The 18,139-nt window shown below is 70.0% G+C and carries 18 protein-coding genes, 1 pseudogene and 1 riboswitch; of the genes and pseudogenes, 6 read left to right on the top strand and 13 right to left on the bottom strand.

Annotated elements, in window-relative coordinates; all coding sequences use genetic code 11:
* Positions 1 to 41: 41 nt before the first annotated feature.
* Positions 42 to 278 (bottom strand): hypothetical protein, encoded by a 237-nt coding sequence (locus tag FHX37_RS21330; RefSeq protein ID WP_141926076.1) that lies wholly within the window; start codon positions 276 to 278, stop codon positions 42 to 44.
* Positions 279 to 526: 248 nt separating this feature from the next.
* Here FHX37_RS21330 and FHX37_RS21325 point away from each other — a divergent pair, with 248 nt between their 5' ends.
* Positions 527 to 1,525 (top strand): R2-like ligand-binding oxidase, encoded by a 999-nt coding sequence (locus FHX37_RS21325; protein WP_141926075.1) that lies wholly within the window; start codon positions 527 to 529, stop codon positions 1,523 to 1,525.
* 383 nt (positions 1,526 to 1,908) lie between these two features.
* The gene (locus FHX37_RS24185; protein ID WP_394344529.1) at positions 1,909 to 2,112 is read left to right on the top strand and encodes a DUF397 domain-containing protein; all 204 of its coding nucleotides are present in this window, start codon (positions 1,909 to 1,911) and stop codon (positions 2,110 to 2,112) included.
* 61 nt (positions 2,113 to 2,173) lie between these two features.
* Here FHX37_RS24185 and FHX37_RS21315 read toward each other — a convergent pair whose 3' ends face one another.
* From FHX37_RS21315 to FHX37_RS21305, 3 genes are all read right to left on the bottom strand, one after another.
* A complete protein-coding gene (locus FHX37_RS21315) occupies positions 2,174 to 2,923 on the bottom strand; it encodes a PP2C family protein-serine/threonine phosphatase (RefSeq protein ID WP_141926073.1) in 750 nt (249 codons plus the stop codon).
* A gap of 122 nt (positions 2,924 to 3,045) precedes the next feature.
* The gene (locus tag FHX37_RS21310) at positions 3,046 to 3,639 is read right to left on the bottom strand and encodes a phospholipid scramblase-related protein (RefSeq protein WP_141926072.1); all 594 of its coding nucleotides are present in this window, start codon (positions 3,637 to 3,639) and stop codon (positions 3,046 to 3,048) included.
* A 142-nt stretch (positions 3,640 to 3,781) separates the two neighbouring features.
* Positions 3,782 to 4,864 (bottom strand): type I restriction endonuclease, encoded by a 1,083-nt coding sequence (locus tag FHX37_RS21305; protein ID WP_141926071.1) that lies wholly within the window; start codon positions 4,862 to 4,864, stop codon positions 3,782 to 3,784.
* Between the two features lie 663 nt (positions 4,865 to 5,527).
* Between FHX37_RS21305 and FHX37_RS21300 the strand changes: the two genes are divergently transcribed.
* Both FHX37_RS21300 and FHX37_RS21295 read left to right on the top strand, forming a co-directional pair.
* A complete protein-coding gene (locus FHX37_RS21300) occupies positions 5,528 to 5,728 on the top strand; it encodes a type II toxin-antitoxin system HicB family antitoxin (RefSeq protein WP_141926070.1) in 201 nt (66 codons plus the stop codon).
* Between the two features lie 40 nt (positions 5,729 to 5,768).
* Positions 5,769 to 5,951: pseudogene (locus FHX37_RS21295) on the top strand (type II toxin-antitoxin system HicA family toxin); the annotation flags it as partial.
* Positions 5,952 to 5,999: 48 nt separating this feature from the next.
* Here FHX37_RS21295 and FHX37_RS21290 read toward each other — a convergent pair.
* The 7 genes from FHX37_RS21290 to thrC all read right to left on the bottom strand — a co-directional run bounded on the left by FHX37_RS21290 (position 6,000) and on the right by thrC (position 14,040).
* Positions 6,000 to 6,905, bottom strand: a complete 906-nt coding sequence (locus tag FHX37_RS21290; RefSeq protein WP_141926068.1) for an SDR family oxidoreductase — start codon at positions 6,903 to 6,905, stop codon at positions 6,000 to 6,002.
* A gap of 163 nt (positions 6,906 to 7,068) precedes the next feature.
* Positions 7,069 to 7,683, bottom strand: a complete 615-nt coding sequence (locus FHX37_RS21285; protein WP_141926067.1) for a TetR/AcrR family transcriptional regulator — start codon at positions 7,681 to 7,683, stop codon at positions 7,069 to 7,071.
* A gap of 74 nt (positions 7,684 to 7,757) precedes the next feature.
* Positions 7,758 to 8,774, bottom strand: a complete 1,017-nt coding sequence (locus tag FHX37_RS21280) for an LLM class flavin-dependent oxidoreductase (RefSeq protein ID WP_246062487.1) — start codon at positions 8,772 to 8,774, stop codon at positions 7,758 to 7,760.
* A 59-nt stretch (positions 8,775 to 8,833) separates the two neighbouring features.
* Positions 8,834 to 10,198, bottom strand: a complete 1,365-nt coding sequence (locus FHX37_RS24015) for a maleylpyruvate isomerase family mycothiol-dependent enzyme (protein ID WP_342777638.1) — start codon at positions 10,196 to 10,198, stop codon at positions 8,834 to 8,836.
* A 251-nt stretch (positions 10,199 to 10,449) separates the two neighbouring features.
* On the bottom strand, positions 10,450 to 12,087 hold the full coding sequence (gene groL, locus FHX37_RS21265; protein ID WP_141926065.1) for a chaperonin GroEL: 1,638 nt from the start codon (positions 12,085 to 12,087) through the stop codon (positions 10,450 to 10,452).
* Positions 12,088 to 12,413: 326 nt separating this feature from the next.
* Positions 12,414 to 12,692, bottom strand: a complete 279-nt coding sequence (locus FHX37_RS21260; protein ID WP_141926064.1) for a MoaD/ThiS family protein — start codon at positions 12,690 to 12,692, stop codon at positions 12,414 to 12,416.
* A 76-nt stretch (positions 12,693 to 12,768) separates the two neighbouring features.
* On the bottom strand, positions 12,769 to 14,040 hold the full coding sequence (gene thrC / locus FHX37_RS21255; protein WP_141926063.1) for a threonine synthase: 1,272 nt from the start codon (positions 14,038 to 14,040) through the stop codon (positions 12,769 to 12,771).
* A gap of 12 nt (positions 14,041 to 14,052) precedes the next feature.
* A riboswitch (SAM riboswitch) is annotated at positions 14,053 to 14,194 on the bottom strand.
* Between the two features lie 267 nt (positions 14,195 to 14,461).
* On the opposite strand from thrC, the gene FHX37_RS21250 reads away from it, so the two are divergent.
* Positions 14,462 to 15,901, top strand: coding sequence for an alpha,alpha-trehalose-phosphate synthase (UDP-forming) (locus FHX37_RS21250; protein ID WP_141926062.1), 1,440 nt, complete (start codon positions 14,462 to 14,464; stop codon positions 15,899 to 15,901).
* A 238-nt stretch (positions 15,902 to 16,139) separates the two neighbouring features.
* On the opposite strand, the gene FHX37_RS21245 is transcribed toward FHX37_RS21250, so the two are convergent.
* Together FHX37_RS21245 and FHX37_RS21240 are read right to left on the bottom strand one after the other, a co-directional pair.
* Entirely contained in the window at positions 16,140 to 16,721 is a 582-nt protein-coding gene (locus tag FHX37_RS21245; protein WP_246062486.1) for a GrpB family protein, read from the bottom strand.
* A 92-nt stretch (positions 16,722 to 16,813) separates the two neighbouring features.
* Positions 16,814 to 17,653: an SAM hydrolase/SAM-dependent halogenase family protein gene (locus FHX37_RS21240; protein WP_141926061.1), complete on the bottom strand. Its 840-nt coding sequence runs from the start codon at positions 17,651 to 17,653 to the stop codon at positions 16,814 to 16,816.
* 69 nt (positions 17,654 to 17,722) lie between these two features.
* On the opposite strand from FHX37_RS21240, the gene FHX37_RS21235 reads away from it, so the two are divergent.
* Complete coding sequence (locus tag FHX37_RS21235) at positions 17,723 to 18,061, top strand: DUF3263 domain-containing protein (RefSeq protein WP_141926060.1); 339 nt, start codon at positions 17,723 to 17,725, stop codon at positions 18,059 to 18,061.
* The last annotated feature ends 78 nt before the right edge of the window (positions 18,062 to 18,139 follow it).

Genomic DNA, 18,139 nt, shown 5'->3' with positions numbered 1-18,139 from the left:
CCGCCTCCGCCGGCGGTAGCACCGGGCGGGGTGTCGCGGCCTCAGAACGAGGGGAGGCCGCCCATGATGTAGGTGGCGCCCGCGATGCCCCACGCCAGCAGGGAGAATCCCAGTGTCTGGGTCCGCAGGGCAGGGCTGCGCCGGGTCGAGGGCGCGGTGAACGCGGTGACCATGAGGGCCAGCGCGAGGGCGGCCGGGATCATGGAGGCGAGCGCGAACAGCGCCATCTGGTCGGTGCACTTCTCGTAACCGGCGCTGAGCGGATCGCCACAGAACACGTCGCCTCCCGGGTCTGCCTGTCGGGCTGGCCGCCCGGTCCCTCCGCCGACCGCGGGAGAGCCGCCGGGGTTATGGTCACCCGACCGGGGGCCGCGACCACGACCGTATCGTGCCGCCCGGGGCGCTGCCGCGCCACGAGGTCACGGTGGGTGCCCGCCCCTCACCGGCCCGAACCCCACTCGGTCTTTACATCAGTGCCTGGTACGTCAAATGATGGGGGGAGGTCTGCTGACACGGAGGTTCCATAATGCCCGACACCCCCCACCCCGCCAACGACAGCTCCACCGGAGTAAAGGGGCAGTACCGCCAGGGATTCGGCTCGCTGCGCCGCGGCGGTCTGAACTGGGACTCCTTCCCGCTCCGACTGTTCAGCAAGGGAAACACCAAGTTCTGGAACCCGGGCGACATCGACATGTCCCAGGACGCCCAGGACTGGAAGGAGCTCGGCGACGAGGCCAAGGACCGCATCCTGCGGCTGTGCTCCCAGTTCGTCGCCGGCGAGGAGGCGGTCACCGAGGACATCCAGCCGTTCATCCACGCCATGGCCTCCGAGGGGCGTCTGGGCGACGAGATGTACCTGACCCAGTTCGCGTTCGAGGAGGCCAAGCACACCCAGGTGTTCCGGATGTGGCTGGACGCGCTCGGGGTCACCGAGGACCTGCACGACTACGTGGACCGCAGCCCCGGCTACCGGGCGCTGTTCTACGAGGAGCTCCCCGCCTCGCTGGAGGCGCTGCGCGAGGACCCCAGCCCGCGCAACCAGGTGCGCGCCTCCGTGACCTACAACCACGTCATCGAGGGCTCGCTGGCCCTCACCGGCTACTACGCCTGGAACCACGTGTGCAAGGCACGCGGCATCTTCCCGGGGATGCAGCGGATCATCAAGCTCATCGGGGACGACGAGCGCCGCCACATGGCCTGGGGCACCTTCACCTGCCGCCGGCACGTGGCCGCCGACGACAGGAACTGGCAGACCATCTCCGAACGGTTGGACGAACTCCTCCCCCACGTGGTCGCCACCGTCGAGCGGGGGGACGAACCGATGGAGTCCGAGGAGGGCAAACGGTTCCAGCCCTCGCAGGAGGAGCTCGTCAACTACGCCAGCGACCGGGCCAAGCGGCGTCTCGGCGCAATCGAGACCGCCCGCGGCGCCCCGTTGTCCAAGATCGACGTGGACGCCTCCCCCGAGGAACTGGAGGAGCGCTTCGGCGCCGAGGACCGCGAGGCCATGGCCAAGCTCGACTGAGCCGCCCGTGCCACCGCCTGGTGCCTCCCCCGGCCGGCGCCAGGCGGTGCCCGGAACCGTGGCGGCGCCCGGCGCCCAACGCCCGGAGCGCCACGGCGGGAGCCGCGCCCGCATCCTCCCCGAGGCACCGCGTGTTGCCACGGGTCGGAGGGCCCGCCGTTCCGGTGGCAGAATCCGCCGCCCGGAGCGACGTTTCCTTTCCTCTCCGAATCCGTTTCCCCCTCACGGATTTCGCGGCCGCGCTCCCGCGCGTTCCCGCAAAACCGGAAAAACGGAATCGCTGTTTGAAACACAGGAAACACCGCAGGGGCGCCCGTGCCAGTTTCGGAATGCTACGGTGGTGAACAAAGAACTGCTTGATCCGGCTGGTCCAGGGAGCGCGCGTGGGTACTGGTTCCCTCCGAGACGTGGCGTGGAGAACGAGCAGTTACAGTATGCGCAATCCGATCCGGGGATGCGTGGAGGTGGGGGTTTCTCCCGGTTCCCTCACCGTTCTCCTCCGCGACTCCAAGAACCCGGGCGCGGTTTCCCTACGGTTGGGACGAACAGAGCTGTTGGCCCTCCTCCGGACCGTTTCCTCCCTCTAGGGCACGACACGCGCGGAGTTCCGGAAGCGCGGCCTTCCGCGGGGGCTCCCCGCGCGGACCGTCAGCGTGTCCGAGCCAGGAGGATGGCTATGTTGTCCTTCCCGCCCTGCTCCATAGCCGACTGCCACAGGGAGTACACCGCCTCCTCGTCACTGCCCGCCGTGGCGATCAGACGCTCCATCTCCTCGTGCGGCACCAGGTCGGACAGTCCGTCACTGCACAGCAGCCAGGCGTTCCCGTGGTCCTGGCCGGTGTGCGGGACCATCTCCCGGTCCGCGCTTCCACCCAGCGACTGGGTGATGAAGTTGGACGCCCCGGAGCGCATCCCGTCCGGCGACACGGCGGAGAGGGAGTCGTCCACCGTGATCTGGACGAGCTGGTTCCCCTCGATCCGGTAGGAGCGGGAGTCGCCGACGTTGAACCAGAGGTTCCCGTTCCCGTGGATGAGGACCCCGGCCACCGTGGTGCCCATCCCGTCGAACTCCTCGTAGGACCGGGCGTGCTTCTTGAGTTCGTCGTCGATGTTGGTGAGCGCCTGCGTGAGGTCGGCGGAGGTACTGACGGTCGCCCCGAGCTCCGCGAGGCGCCGGGAGAGGTGTTCCGAGGCGATCTCTCCGGCCGCGTGGCCGCCGATACCGTCGGCCACCGCCAGGATGCACGGTTCCCGGAGAGGCAGCACGCAGCGGACCGGATAGCTCATACTCGTCCCCACGACCATCGAGCCCACGGTCAGGCTGTCCTCATTGGCGGGACGGACCGCCCCCCGGTTCGTGAAGGCCGTGACGATGACTTCCCCACCAGCGGCGCCCATGGTGCCTTCCTCTCGTCTCTGGTACCCGCGATTCAAGGGCGTTGCAACCGTATCTGCTCAGCTCGCGAACCTGTAGGCGGCCGGTTCCGTGGTTCGTCCGCCCCGGACACGGCCCCGCGCCGCTACCAGTGCCCCTCGGCCAGGACCAGGTCGATGACGATTCCGGAGGAGACGACGAGGGTGTTCAGCGGCTCCGGCAGGGCCGGGTAGCGCTGCCACAGCACGTAGGTGTTGGCGGGGGTGAAGAACTCGCCCACGTCGGGGAACTGCTGGTTCACCCGGGCGACCTCGTGCTCGTTGGCGTCGGTGATCTGGAAGTTCCGGCCCCAGAAGTTGCCCTGGATCGTGCCGATGTGGCGCTTGAAGGGGTCCAGCAGCCGGAATCCGGCCTTGAAGAACGCGAAGTCCTGGTCGATGTAACCGATGGGGGTTCCGTTCGGCCACGCGACCGTGGTGGTGGCCGTGAACATCGCCCAGGACTTCTCGATGTAGAGCCGGGGACGGCGCCACGCGTCGTTCACCATCACCTTGCGGGCGAAACCCGTGGTGTTGTTGGCCAGGAACCGCAGCGCGTGCATGCCTGCGCCCAGGTCGACCTCGTGGACGTGGGCGAGGTGGCGCGTGTACTGGTCGAAACAGTTGTACTCCGACTCGTCGACGAGGAACCGTTTCGGCTGCTTCACGACGATCGGCGAGGTGTGAAAAAGGTCCTGCACATCCGGTTCGGACGCGCACCGCACCAGCGGGGTTCCCACGGCTTCGCCCGCCGTCCGGCTTCCGGCACCCGGCGAGCGAGTGTCGGACAGCCGGGTGCGGTGTCCGCGCTTGGCCCTGTCGGAGAACTACCGGGCGTGCCCGTCAGTCGAGGTAATTCCTGACAGCGCCCCGGATCTCCTCCGCGTGGAGGTATATGTCATCAGGGGAATTCAGCAGGTGCCGTGTCTCGTTCTTCGCGGAGTCGAACGTCCCCACATACTTTTTCGATTTCCCGTTGAAGTGGAGCCGGGCGATCGGTTTACGGTTGTTGTCATCGAGGAATATCGCGAAATACGTTTTGGAATCGCGGTGGGCGATACGTTGGGAGCTCACCTCGCTACACGCGATCGCCTTCACGATCCGGTATCCCTCCAGCTCCTCCAGGGTGGTCTCAACACCGGTCCCGTAACTCGCGTCGTCCGTCTCCTCCTCGTTCCCGTTGGACGGTTCCCTGTCAGAGTAGGAGAACCTCGAGTCGAGAGCGCTTTTCAGCCGGTCGTTGACCTGGTCGTTGAGGAACTGTGACGCTGCTTCCCTCACCAGGGGTGCGAACTGCTCGCGCACCTTCTTGGTGAACGATCCGTCATAGACGCGGGAGGCAAAGAACTTCACCCACTCGTCCTCGGGATCATGGAACTGGGACACGAGAGTTCGTTTGATCTCTCCGATGTACTTGAGTCTCTCGGCGGCGTTGATCACGGAGTCGAGGTCGAAGGCGTCCTTCGTCAGCTTCCGCAGCTCGGGAAGGAGGCTCTCGTCCACGTCGTTGAGGTCTAGAACGAGAAACGGTTTTTTGTCCATCCGGTTCGACGAATCGAGGTCCGTGTAGAACTGGTACGTAACCCCGTTGGTGAGTATCGCTATCCGAGCGTTCGTGACGGTGAAGTACCGGTAGAGCTGCGAAGCATGGTCAACCGCCAGCGGCTCGCTCGCCTTCTTGCATTCAATGAGTATCCGGACCTCACCGTCACGGATAATAGCGTAATCGACTTTCTCGTTCTTTTTCACACCGACATCGGCGGTAAACTCGGGAATCACTTCCTGAGGGTCGAATACGTCGTATCCGAGAACCGTCGATATGAACGGCATGACGAAGGCGTTCTTCGTTGCCTCCTCGGTCTGGATAACACCAAGCTGTTGCTGCACCTTGGCTGCCACCGAAGCGACCTTCTCGCTGTATTCCACACCCACTCCTTCGCGACGAACAGTGCAGGAACCATAGCAACGGGATTATTCCGACGTAGCGGAAGAAACTAAGCTGTTACGGTACGGATACGCGTCCCCACTCGGACAGCAGCCGGAAATTCCTGCCGCACAGTCGCTCACAGAGCCTGCTGCGCGAACAGCGATGCGCCCCGGCCTCAGGGAGCAAGCGCTCCCTGTCGGGGGAGGCCGTCGGCGCGAACACCCGGATACCGGGGAAGGCCACGTTCCTCCTGCCACTGCCCGGACCGCCGGTTCGACGTATGTCTGTTGGACGGCGAGACGGCCCTCGTGGATGACAGGCCGGCAAATGTTCATCCATGGAGACCGAAGTACAGAGAGGATGGACCGCAGCACTGCCGCGCGGAACATGCCAACGCGTCCTAAGGCAACACGGTTCACACTGCGAATCCCGGCGCCCTGGGTAACACCGGGACCGGGGGCGGCCAACACCGGAAGTCGGCTTTCCCCGTGTCCTGACGGGTCATGCCGACCGACGGTGCAGACTCGGCGACAACGATGCCGCTGGCAGCCGGGAAGCACGGGGCTGCCGCAGATGCGGTGTCGTCCCGTCGCCTGCGTCGGCGGACCCGTCCCCCGCTCCGTCGCAGCAACAGTGCATACCAGTCGTACCCGGGTCTCACCGTGCTAGAGCGACCGCACTGGAACACAGGGACGGCCGCACAGCGCTCGGCCGTCCCACCGAGGTGTTTTTCCCGGGGCGAGACCGTCGAGGACGCGCTGGCCAACCTCCGGGAGGCCCTGGAGCTGTACTTCGAGGACGCCCCGACCCCGGTGGAGAGCGCGCCCATGGTGACCTCGGTGGACGTACGGTTGTCGGCGTGAGCACCAGCCGCCTGCCTCCGTCTCCGGCGCGAAGGTCACACGCGTGTTGGAGCAGTGCGGCTTCCGCCACGTCTCCACCCGCGGGGACCACGCCAAACTGCGCCGGGACAGTGACAACCGCACCGTCATCGTCCCGTTGCACAAGGAACTCAAGCGCGGAACCCTCACCTCGGTCCTGTCCCAGGCGTGCATGGACAGGGAAGAGCTACGCCGCCTGCTGTGAACCCGGAGGGGCCCCGCTGCCCGGGTTACCAGGCAGCGTCGGCACCGGTCACCGGTATCCCTCGTCGGATGGGGTGGCTCCCGTCAGGACGACCTCGGCCATGTAGCGCCCCCAGTCGGGCCGCGTACCGTCAGCGTCGGTGAAGCCGTACTCCCCGGCCATCGCCCAACTGGACACCGCCCGGCCGTTCCACTGCCCCACATCGGGGTCGGCGGCCAGCGCCGCTGCGGCCCGCCCGACGTAGGCGGGACTCTCCGAGGCGCAGAAGTGCGGTTCTTTCGCGGTCGCCTCCCGCCAGTTCTCCTCGGTGACACCGAAGATGTCGAGCATCGCCTCGGAACGCAGGAAACCCGGCGTGAGAGCGACAGCGGTTCCGCTGAGCGGCCCGAGCTCGGCGGCCTGGGCCTGGGCCATGCGGATGACGGCGTCCTTGGCGAGGTCGTAGAAGAACGAGCCGCGGTAGGTGTCCCGGTCGGTGCCGTCGGTGATCTCCAGCACCAGCCCGCCGGGGCGGCGGGTGAGCAGCGGGAGCGCGTGGTGGCTGGTGATGATGTGGGTGTCCACCGCGCGGCGGAGCAGTTTCCGCCCGTTCTCCAGGTCGTGCTCCCACAGCCGCGCGTCCCACTCGGCCAGCGGGTCCCCGCCCCACACGTCGTTGACGAGGACGTCCAGCGCGCCCTGTTCCGTGTCGACGCGACGCACGAGAGCGGCGACCTGCTGGGGGTCCAGGTGGTCGGTGGGCACCGCCACCCCCTGGCCGCCCGCCTCGGTCACCCGTCGGGCCGTGCCCTCGATCGTCTCGGGCCGGGCCATGTCCGAGGGGGCGGCCTCGGTGCTGCGGCCGGTGCAGTAGACGGTCGCGCCGAGCGCGCCGAGCTCCACGGCGATCGCCCGGCCCGCGCCCCGGGTCGCCCCGGCGACGAGGGCGGTGGTGTGTGCCAGCGGTGTTCCCATGTGTCACTCCTCGCGGCGGACAATTAGATAATAAGCGTACATTATCCAATAGGGGCGATCGTGCGTACCGGAGAAGCCGGAAGCCGCCCGCCCTGTTCGATGGGCGCCGTCCGTCACGAACGGCGCGGCCAGCGCCGCGCACGCGTCCACCGCACAGGGTCTCCTATCCGCGGAGGCGCAACGGAGCGAGCACGCTCTCCACCTGGCGGCGCATCTCTCCCGCCGGGGAGGTCTCCCCGCCCAGCGACCAGTTGATCTGCACCCCGTGCCACAGGGACACGAGGACCCGCGCCAGCGCAGGCGGGTCGGCCACCTCCAGTTCCCCCTCGGCCGCCGCGGCCCGCAGGAACTCCTCCAGCGCGGCGTGCACCTCCCTGTTGTGGGCGGCCAGCACCTCGCGGAACTCCGGGTCGGCGATCTCCATACCCAGGAAGCTCACGTGGTTGGCGAGCTCGACCGGGTCCGCGTCAGCGTCGACGAGGTCGACCATCGCCGCCACCACCCCGGCCAGAGGACTGGCGGCCGAGGCGTACACCTCCCGCACGCGGGCCGCGCCGTCGGCCATAGTGCGGGAGAAGCTCAGCAGCAGGTTGCGTTTCGTGGAGAACCGCCGCGCCAGCGCACCGGTGGTCACTCCCGCGTCCGCGGCGACCTCGGCGAGCGTGAGCCGCTCCACCCCCACGCGCCCCACGGCGGACCGCACGGCTGCGAAGATGCGCTCGTCGGTGACGGTGCGCGGCCGCCCCGGCATCGGTGTCTCCTCCTGAGGTTCGGGCACGCCTCAGATTATCCCCGCTCGGTGCGGGGTGTCCCACCACGGCCCGACGGAGCCGCGGCTTTCCCGGACGCGGCCTACTGTCCGGCCGGAGCGGTGAGACCGGCGACCCGGGCCAGGCGCCGGTAGGAGTCCAGCATCTCCTCCCGGTCGAAGGTGCTCATGGTGACCAGCACCTCGTCCGCTCCCGTCCGGGAGACGAGCCCCTCCAGCGCGGCGCCGACCGTGTCCTCGGTGCCGTGGATGTGGCCGCGCATCGCCTCGTCGAACCGTTCCCGTTCCCGCGGGGACATCCCGGCCGGGTCGCTCCGCTCCGGCGGCTCCAGCGGCGGGAACACCCCGCGGGTGCGGGCCTGGGCGTGCGCCCACGCCTCGGGGACGAGCAGCTCCCGGGCGCGGGCGTCGGTGTCGGCTACGGCCACGGTGCCGGACACGACGACGTAGGGCCGGTCCGCCCACGCGGAGGGCCGGAACCGCTCCCGGTAGCGCCCGATCACCCGCAGCATCTCGTCCTCGCCGCGCACCGGCGCGACGACGACGGGCAGTCCCGCCTCGGCTGCGGTCTCGGCACCGGAGCCGGTGGCGAGCACGAACGGGGCGGGCCGCAGACCGTCGGCCGGGTTGGCGTGCACGTTGGGGTGAACGTCCTGCTCACCGGTGAAGTATCCGAGCAGTTCCGCGAGCTGCGCCCCGAAGCCCTCGGCGTCGTCCTTGCTGGTGCCCAGCGCCCGGCGGATGCCGCCGGTGAACGCCAGCGACCGGCCCAACCCCATGTCGATCCGGCCCGGGTGCAGCGACTCCAGCACGCCGAACTGTTCCGCCACCACCAGCGGGCGGTGGTTGGGCAGCATCACCCCGCCCGTTCCGGCGCGGATGCGGTCGGTCGCGGCGGCGATCGCGGCGGTGAGCACCGTGGGGGCCGTCCCCGCCACGCCGGGGACGCTGTGGTGTTCGGAGACCCAGAAGCGGTGGTACCCCAGCGCTTCCGCCTGGCGTGCGAACCGGACCGTGTCCCGCAGCGCCCGCGGCTGGCTCGTGCCCGCGCGGTTGCTGGACCGGTCCAGAACCGAGAGTCGGGTGGAATCCGCTATCACACCGCGGTGCAACACACACGCGCACGCGAAATTCCCGGATCGACCCGGGTGCGGCGGTTTCACGCCATGGGCGGCAACTCGGGTACGGCCGAGGCGGCGTCGGCGACGCGTTGCCCGTCGCGGTAGGCGGCGAGCCCGTCGGCCCCGGCCCGGCCGGACAGCCAGGCCACCAGGGCGGCGGCAGGGCCCTCCACGGTCAGTTCCGGACCCTCGTGCTCGGGGACGCCGTACTCGCGGCGGGTGTCGGTGGTGACCAGCCGCAGACGGTGCGCCTCGCCGCTGCCGGGGCGCGTGAACCGTTCGGCCAGGGTGGACAGTTCGTGTGCGACGAAGTCCGCGGGCCAGTGGCCGGGGGTGTATCCCGCGTCCAGGTCCACGTGGTGGTACTCCAGTTCCCGCAGCCGGAACCACGGCAGCGAGCTGGCCGGGAGGACGCTGCCGGAACGCATCCGCACCGCGAACGTCCAGGCGTCCTGCGGCAACGTGTCGACGGTGCGGGCGAACTCCTCCGCCGTGGCGCGGAGGTCGGCCAGCTGGTCGGCCAGCGGCCTGGGCGCGCCCTCCTCGATGTCGCTCTCCCGCGCCTCGGGCCCGGCGTACATCGGGACCTGCTCGCCCCTGCCGGCGCCGGCGAGCGTCCCGGTGAGGGCGTCGGCGTTGCGCGCCAGGTGGGCGAGCACGTGGCCGCGGGTCCAACCGGGGCACAGCGACTCCCCGCCCAACCGTTCGGGGGTGAGCTCGGCGGCGGTGGCCGTCAGCCGCTCGGTGGCGGCGGTGACGGCGGAGAGGACCTCGCGCGGGGAGTCGGGGTCGAGGGCGGGTTCGGTCATGGGGGGGCTCCTGTGGCGTCGGCGTCGCGGCGGGAGAACGGTTTCCCCGGCCCGGGAGGGAACGGTACCGAAGGCCGACGGGTTCGGGGGACCGACCCTCCGGGAGGGTTCAGACGTCGACGCTCTCCCCGGGACGCAGGCGGCGGAGCTCAGCGCCCGCGCGTTCGCTCTCCCGCTGGAGCACGTTGTCCAGCACCATGGCGCCCCACTCGTTGATGAGCCCGTCGTGGACGGCCCCGCCTCGCGCAGGTAGGTGAGCATGGCGGGGACGGTGAGCCACGGTGCCTGGCCCGGTACCAGCAGGGTGGGGGCGTCGATGACCGTCAGCGCGTCGCCGGGGTGGAACACCTCGCCGTCCACGAGGAAACCGACGTTGTCCGCCGGTTCCGTGTCGGGGTGGCTGTGGTGGTGCTTCTCTCCCACCACGGTGATGTCGAAGCCCGCGACCGACAGCGTGTCGCCGTGGGTGACGAGGACCGCTGAGACGCCGTCGAACGCCTCGGGTTCGGGGGTGAGCGCCCCGGGGTCGATGGTGACGGCCCCGGATTCCTTCTCCAGCCGCACGCAGGCGTGCCCGTACTTGGTGATCCGCACGTCCGCGCCCCTCCCCGGCCGGTGGTGTCCCGTCCCCGCGGCGCCCTCCGCTCCCCCCGCGGAACGCGGCGCGGAGGAGGTGGCGCGCCGGCGGCATCCTACCCCCGCCCCCGCCGCACGGCCGGTGGGGACGGGTCGGGAGCCGCGGGGACGGGACAAGCGAAACGGGCGGCCCTGGTACGGGGCCGCCCGTTCGCCACAGTGCGCGGGAGGCGCAGCTAGTCTTCGGGGTTCCGCCGGTGGCGGGGAACTTAGAAGCCCATGCCGCCCATGCCGCCGGTGGGGTCGCCACCGCCGTCCTGCTGTCCGCCCTTCTCGGGCTTCTCGGCGATGACGGCCTCGGTGGTGAGGAACATGCCGGCGATGGAGCCCGCGTTCTGCAGCGCGGAGCGGGTCACCTTGGTCGGGTCGATGACGCCGTCCTTGAACAGGTCGGTGTACTCGCCCGAGGCGGCGTTCAGGCCGACGCCGGCGTCCAGGTTCTTCACCTTGTCGGCGACAACGCCGGGCTCGAGGCCGGAGTTGTGCGCGATCTGCTTCAGCGGCTCCTCGATGGAGCGGCGGACGATGTCGGCACCGACCGCCTCGTCGCCCTTCAGGTCCAGCTTGTCGAAGGCGGCGACGCCGGCCTGCAGCAGCGCCACACCACCGCCGGGCAGGATGCCCTCCTCCACGGCGGCCTTGGCGTTGCGGACGGCGTCCTCGATGCGGTGCTTGCGCTCCTTCAGCTCCACCTCGGTGGCGGCGCCGGCCTTGATCACCGCGACACCGCCGGCCAGGCGGGCCAGCCGCTCCTGCAGCTTCTCGCGGTCGTAGTCGGAGTCGCTGCGCTCCATCTCGGCGCGGATCTCGTTGACCCGGCCGGAGATGGCGGTGGCGTCGCCGGCGCCGTCCACGATGGTGGTCTCGTCCTTGGTGACGACGACCTTGCGGGCGGTGCCCAGCATGTCAAGCTCGGTGTTCTCGAGCTTGAGGCCGACCTCCTCGGTGATGACCTGGCCGCCGGTCAGCACCGCGATGTCGCTGAGCTGGGCCTTGCGGCGGTCGCCGAAGCCCGGTGCCTTGACAGCCACGGACTTGAAGGTGCCGCGCATCTTGTTGACCACCAGGGTCTGCAGCGCGCCGCCCTCGAGGTCCTCGGCGATGACCATCAGCGGCTTGCCGGCCTGCAGGACCTTCTCCACGACCGGCAGGAACTCGTTGTTGTTGGAGATCTTGGAGTTGACGATGAGGATGTAGGGGTCCTCGAGAACCGTCTCCATGCGCTCCATGTCGGTGGCGAAGTAGGGCGAGATGTAGCCCTTGTCGAAGCGCATGCCCTCGGCGAGCTCCAGCTCCAGCCCGAAGGTCTGCCCCTCCTCGACGGTGATGACGCCTTCCTTGCCGACCTTGTCCATCGCCTCGGCGATGGTCTCGCCGATCTGGGGGTCACCAGCGGAGATGGAGGCGGTGGAGCCGATCTGCTCCTTCGTCTCCACACCCTTGGAGATGTTCGCCAGCTCCTCGCTGATGCGGGTCACGGCGGACTCGATGCCGCGCTTGATGCCCACCGGGTTGGCACCGGCGGCGACGTTGCGCAGACCCTCACGCACCATCGCCTGGGCCAGGACCGTGGCGGTGGTCGTGCCGTCACCGGCAACGTCGTCGGTCTTCTTCGCGACCTCCTTGACGAGCTCGGCGCCGATCTTCTCCCACGAGTCCTCGAGCTCGATGTCCTTTGCGATGGACACGCCGTCGTTGGTGATGGTGGGGGCGCCCCACTTCTTCTCCAGAACGACGTTCCGGCCCTTGGGGCCCAGCGTCACCTTCACGGCGTCCGCGAGCTGGTTCATGCCGCGCTCGAGGCCGCGCCGGGCTTCCTCGTCAAACGCGATCAGTTTGGCTGCCATAGACTTCTTGTCCTCCCGAGACCGGGCTGATACGCGAAGGAACGAGCCGACGCCCGCGACGGACGACCGCGGCACCCTCACAGCAACCCCGTCTGCCGGAGACCGCGGCCTCATCGTCTCGATCCTGGGCTTAGCACTCCTGCATCCGGAGTGCTAACGCTTCTTTTTTAGCACTCTCCCGGGGAGACTGCAAACGTCGTGTCCACGGTAACGCCGTCGGCGAACCCGCAGGACACCTCACCCGCGCACACGAAAACCCGCGCCCGTGTCGCGTTCACTCACGGGCGCGGGTTGACAGGTTGCCCAGCGGGGCGCGCGGCGCGCGGTCAGCAGCCGCCCGCCACCGCCGGGATGATCGAGACCTGGGTGCCGTCCGCCGTCGCGGTCTCCAGCCCCTCGGCGAACCGGACGTCCTCCTCACCCACGTACACGTTGACGAACCGGCGGATCTTACCGGAGTCGTCCACGATCCGGTCCAGGATTCCGGGGTAGTTCGCCTCCAGGTCGGCCAGCACGGCCTTCAGGTTCTCCCCCTCGGCCGTCACCTGCGCCGCGTCCTTGGTGTAGCTGCGCAAGATGGTCGGGACACGGACATTAACGCTCACGGTCACTCCTCGGATGGTTGGCAGCCGGCGCGCGGCCGGCGTTCGGGCGTCCGGCGCTCGCACCGCGACGACGCGGTCAGAGCAGCCCGGCGTCCTTGAACGCGTCCAGGGACGGCGCGAGGGTCGCGGTGACGCCGGAGTCCACCGCGTCCAGGGTCTTGAGGCCGTCGCCGGTGTTGAGCACCACCGTCTCGGCCTCCGGGTCCAGCGTCCCCTCGGCGAGCAGCGAGCGCAGCACGCCGGTGGTGACGCCGCCGGCCGTCTCGGCGAACACGCCCTCGGTCCGGGCGAGCAGCTTCATCGCGTCCACGATCTGCCCGTCGTCCACGTGCGCCACGGCGCCACCGGTACGGGCGCAGACGTCCAGGACGTAGGGGCCGTCGGCGGGGTTCCCGATCGCCAGCGACTTGGCGATGGTGTCCGGCTTCACCGGCTGGACGACGTCGTGGCCCCGCTCCCAGGCGCCGGCTACGGGTCCGCACCCGCTGGCCTGGGCACCGAAGATCCGGTACGGGCGGTCCTCGACCAGCCCGGTCTTGATCAGCTCCTGGAAGCCCTTGTCGATCTTGGTGAGCTGGGAACCGGACGCGATCGGTACGATGATCTGCTCCGGGAGGCGCCACCCGAGCTGCTCGGCGATCTCGTAGGCCAGCGTCTTGGAGCCCTCCGCGTAGTAGGGCCGCAGGTTGACGTTGACAAAGCCCCAGCCCTCACCGGCCGGGTCTCCGATGAGCTCGGAGCAGAACCGGTTGACGTCGTCGTAGGTGCCGTCCAGCGCCACCACCTTGCCGCCGTACACGGCCGCCATCACGACCTTGCCCCGCTCCAGGCCGGCCGGGATGAACACGCACGACTCGAAGCCGGCGCGGGCTGCGGCGGCGCCGATCGCGCCGGCGAGGTTGCCGGTGGAGGAGCACGACAGGGTGGTGAACCCGAACGTGCGGGCCGCCTCCACCGCCATGGCCACCACCCGGTCCTTGAACGAGTGCGTCGGGTTGGCGGAGTCGTCCTTGACGTGCAGCGAGCGCATCCCCAGTTCGCCCGCGAGCCGGTCGGCGGCGACCAGCGAGGTCAGGCCCGGGTTCATGTTCGGCAGTTCGGCGACGTTGCGCGGGACCGGCAGCAGGTCAGCGTACCGCCACATGTTGGCGGGACCGCGCGCGATGGCGTCCCGGGTCACACGGGTGCTGTCGAACTCGTAGGCGATCTCGAGCGGGCCGAAGCAGAACTCGCACGCGAAACGCGGGCCCAGCTCGTAACGGTGGCCGCACTCCCGACAGGACAGGGCCGCGGCGGGGCCGAAAGCGTCGTTCGCCGTCGGATGGGGTTCGGTGGCGACAGTCGCCATGCGAGGCGTCTCCCCTCATCTTTCCGCGGAACCGATCTGGTACCGGGCCGGAGTTGGCACCTGCCAGGCGGCCTCGCAATTTCCGCGAGAAGCGCGCGCCTAGGTGGTTGCCGGGGCTTCGCAGGGCCGGTCCCTCCACCCCTCTGGATGAGCAATATGAAATTTGTTGCGGATCCGGTTCGGATTCGCGGGTCACCCTAACCCACGGGGTGTCCGTTTTTCCACCAATCGTGACGCGGGTAACACCCCCGCGTCCCCGCCGGTCGCGCGCACCCGCCGGCGTTTCGGCCCGCACAGCGGGTTTGCGGCCCGGCCGCGGAGGCGACACCGACAACACCTACCGTGGCCGCCGCGCTCCCCACAGGGAGCGGTCGGCACCCGCGGACAACGACACGATCTCACGTGAGAGGTGGGCACTCAGGTGGACAAGGCGCAGCTCCTCATCGCTTCGAACCGGGGTCCGGTCTCGTTCGTACACCGACAGGACGGTTCCCTGGAGCACCGGCGTGGCGGCGGAGGCCTGGTAGCCGGGATGAGCTCGGTCGCCACCGAGTCCGACGCGCTGTGGGTGTGCGCGGCGCTGTCCGACGCCGACCGGGAGGCCGCGGCGGCCGCGCCCGACGGGCGGATCGACCACACCGGTCACGCCCCGGAGGGGATGCGGGTACGGATGCTGGACATTCCCGCGGACACGTTCGCCAGCGCCTACACCTCCGTGGCGAACTCGACCCTGTGGTTCGTCCAGCACATGCTGTACGACGTCCCGAACAAACCCGCCTTCGGTAGTGGCTTCCGGGCCGACTGGGAGCGGTACCGCGAGTACAACACCGCGTTCTGCGAGGCGCTGCTGCACGGTGCCGCCGGCGACGCCCGCGTGGCCGTGCAGGACTACCACCTCTCCCTCGTGCCGTGGATGCTGCGCCAGCGCCGCCCCGACCTGCGGATCACGCACTTCTCGCACACCCCCTGGGCTCCGCCCGAGTACTTCCGGCTGCTGCCCACCGACGTCGCGCGGGAGCTGTTGGAGGGCATGCTCGGCGCGGACCACCTGGGGTTCCACAGCCCCCGCTGGGCCGACGCGTTCCTGGACTGCTGCGCGGCGTTCCTCAACGTGGCCGTGGACACTGCGGCCCGCACCGTGGAGTTCGGCGGCCGCGTCATCACCGTGGGGGTGCACCCGCTGGGGGCCGACCCGGGCGACCTGCGGGAAAGGGCCGCCGCCGCGGACGTCACCGAACGCCGCGAGACGCTGCGGCGCCGCGTGGGCGACCGGAGGACCATCGTGCGGGTGGACCGCACCGAGCTCTCCAAGAACATCGTGCGCGGGTTCGCGGCCTACCGTGAGCTCCTCACCACTCGCCCCGAGTGGCGCGGCGCGGTCACCCACCTCGCCTTCGTCTACCCCAGCCGGGGCGACGTTCCGGAGTACCGGGAGTACACCGAGACGGTGCGGAGCATGGCCAAGGAGATCAACGACGAGTTCGCCACCGCCGAGTGGACCCCGCTGGTTCTGGAGATGGACGACGACTTCCCCCGGTCGCTGGCCGCCTACCGGATGGCGGACGCGCTGCTGGTGAACCCCGTCCGGGACGGTATGAACCTGGTCGCCAAGGAGGGGGTCACGGTTTCCGACGACGGGTGCGCGCTGGTGCTGTCCACCGAGGCGGGCGCGGCCGACGAGCTCGGCGCGGACGCGCTGCTCGTCAACCCGTTCGACGTCACCGAGACGGCCAACGCCCTGCACGCCGCGCTGTCCATGCCCCGACAGGAGCGCGCCGCGCGCTGCGGGCGCCTCGCCGAGGCCGCCGCCGCGGCACCCCCGCAACGGTGGTTCACCGAGCAGTTGCGCGCGCTGCGCTGACGCGCCGGCGGTGCGGGGACCGGCTCCCGCCCGGCGGGCGCTCGCCCCACCGCGAACGGCGTCCACCGGACAGCCTAGGTCCTGTTTTTCGGGCGCTGTTCGTCGCGAGCGGCGTCTCCGGTGCCGCCCGGCACGGCCGAGGAGGGAGGCGGAGCGGACCCTCCGTCGACCGACGAGAACGCCGCCGGGCGGTGTGCCGGGGCGGCGCGCAGCAGGACAAGCGTCCGAAAAACAGGACCTAGGTGTCGGGGGCGCGGGCGAGGATCGCCTCCACCACGTCGGACTTGGCCTCGGCGTACTCCCGCGCGCTGTGCCAGTCGTACCGCGCCAGGTCCTGTTTCGCCCGGTCGTAGACCGCGCGTTCGTTCTCGTCGGTGCGTAGCCGGTCCCGGAACAGCAGCATCCGCTCCGCCTCCGGGGCTCCCTCGGTGAGGACGTACAGGGTGGCGTTGACGTCGGGACCGCGGAACGTGCGGCGTCCGCCGCGCTGCGGTTCGCGGGCGAGCAGCGTGTAGCCGGCGTGTTCCAGTGCCGGGCGGTACCGGTCCTCGTCGGTGGCGTCGGCCACCAGCAGCAGGATGTCCACGCACGGGTGGGCGCTCAGTCCGGGGACGGCCGTGGAACCGACGTGTTCGATGCGTAGCGCACGGGCGCGGAGGGCGCCCCGGACCCGGTCCGCCTCCCGGCCGAACAGGTACGGCCATTTCGGGTCGTAGTCCGACAGTTGGACGCGGCCGTCGGCCAGGGCGGGGCTGTCGCGTACCGCGGCGGTGTCGTCACCGCGCATGGGCAGCGGCTGGGTCCTATCGCTGGAGGGCATGGCCAAAGCGTCCGGGTGACGGGGTGCGGCCGTCAAGTCGGCGACCACCCGGTGAGACGCCTCCCCCGCCGCGGAAGGACGGTTTCGGCACGTCACACCGGGTTGGCGGGTATTTCCGAAACCGGGACCAGGTCCACCGGGTCTCCCGCGCGCAACCCGAACCCGTGGGCGGCGTCCCCGCCGTTCTGCGCGAGGGCGAGGTAACCGGCCGAGTCCGTGAGCAGCAGTGGTTGCCGGTGGGCGACCGAGGCGAACGTGTCGGCGACGGGCACCGTCCACCGGTTCCCGTGCGCGCGCACCTCCACCCGCTCGGGGGTGCCGCCGGGAACCGTCCGGCTGAGGTCGCTGGCGAACACGCTCAGCTGGCAGTTCCCGAACCGGTCCACAGCCCGCACCTCGCCGCCGGCCGCCGTACCGGAGACCTCACGCCGCGGCGCGGGTAGACGCACGGGGTCGGCCAGTTCCGGCCCCACCTCGGACAGGGGTGTTCCGGCGGCCACACTCGCCCCCACCGGGGCGTAGATGTCCCGGCCGTGGAACGTCGCCGACACCGGGTGCCGCCAGAGCCCCGGTTCGGTCAGCTCGTGGCAGGCCTCGGCGCCTCCCAGGGCGTCGGCCGCCCACATCAGCACCCCGTTGTCGGGCCCGACGAGCACGTGTCCGCCCGCGGCCACGGCGATGCTGCGCCGGCGGGTCCCCACCCCCGGGTCGACGACGGCGACGTGCACGGCCGGCGGGAGTTCGGGGACGGTTTCGGCCAGCACGGCGGCCCCGCGCCGCACGTCCCCGGGGCCGATATCGTGGGTGATGTCGATGACGCGCGCTGTCGGGGCACGTTTCGCCATCTGGCCGTGGCAGATGGCGACGAAGCCGTCCGCACGCCCGTAGTCGGTCAGGAAGGAGAGGCAGCTGTAGCCGTTGGCTGTGGTCATCGTTCTTCTCCGTCCACGAGTACCGGGCCACTACCATGAGTCGCGCTGAGCCGGACGAGGAGGCGCCCCATGTCAGACACCGTGCATTTCGACCCCGAGGCCCCCGACCCCGCGGCGCAGGCGACACCACCAGAGGTACCACCGCCCGCCGAGGAACCGGAACTGAGCGAGCGCGAGCGGCGGATACTCGAGTTCGAGAGCCAGTGGTGGAAGTTCGAGGGTTCCAAGGAACAGGCCATCCGGAGCACGTTCGACTTCTCCCCCACGCGCTACTACCAGCTGTTGAACGCTCTCGTCGACCGTCCGGAGGCACTCGCCTTCGACCCCCTCACCGTCAAACGGCTGCGGCGGCTGCGCGCCAACCGGCGGCGCCAGCGCACCGCCCGCACTCTGGGCGGCCAGTCCTGAGGTGACGCTCCCCGCGCTGCGGCCGTCACCGGTACCGGCCCCGCGGGTCGGGCCGGCGCCGGAGCACCGGCGGCACGG

Origin of the sequence: Haloactinospora alba, from assembly GCF_006717075.1 — a bacterium.
GTDB classification, from domain to species: domain Bacteria; phylum Actinomycetota; class Actinomycetes; order Streptosporangiales; family Streptosporangiaceae; genus Haloactinospora; species Haloactinospora alba.
Note: the sequence above shows the minus strand (reverse complement) of the source record. Positions and strands in the feature narration are given on the sequence as shown.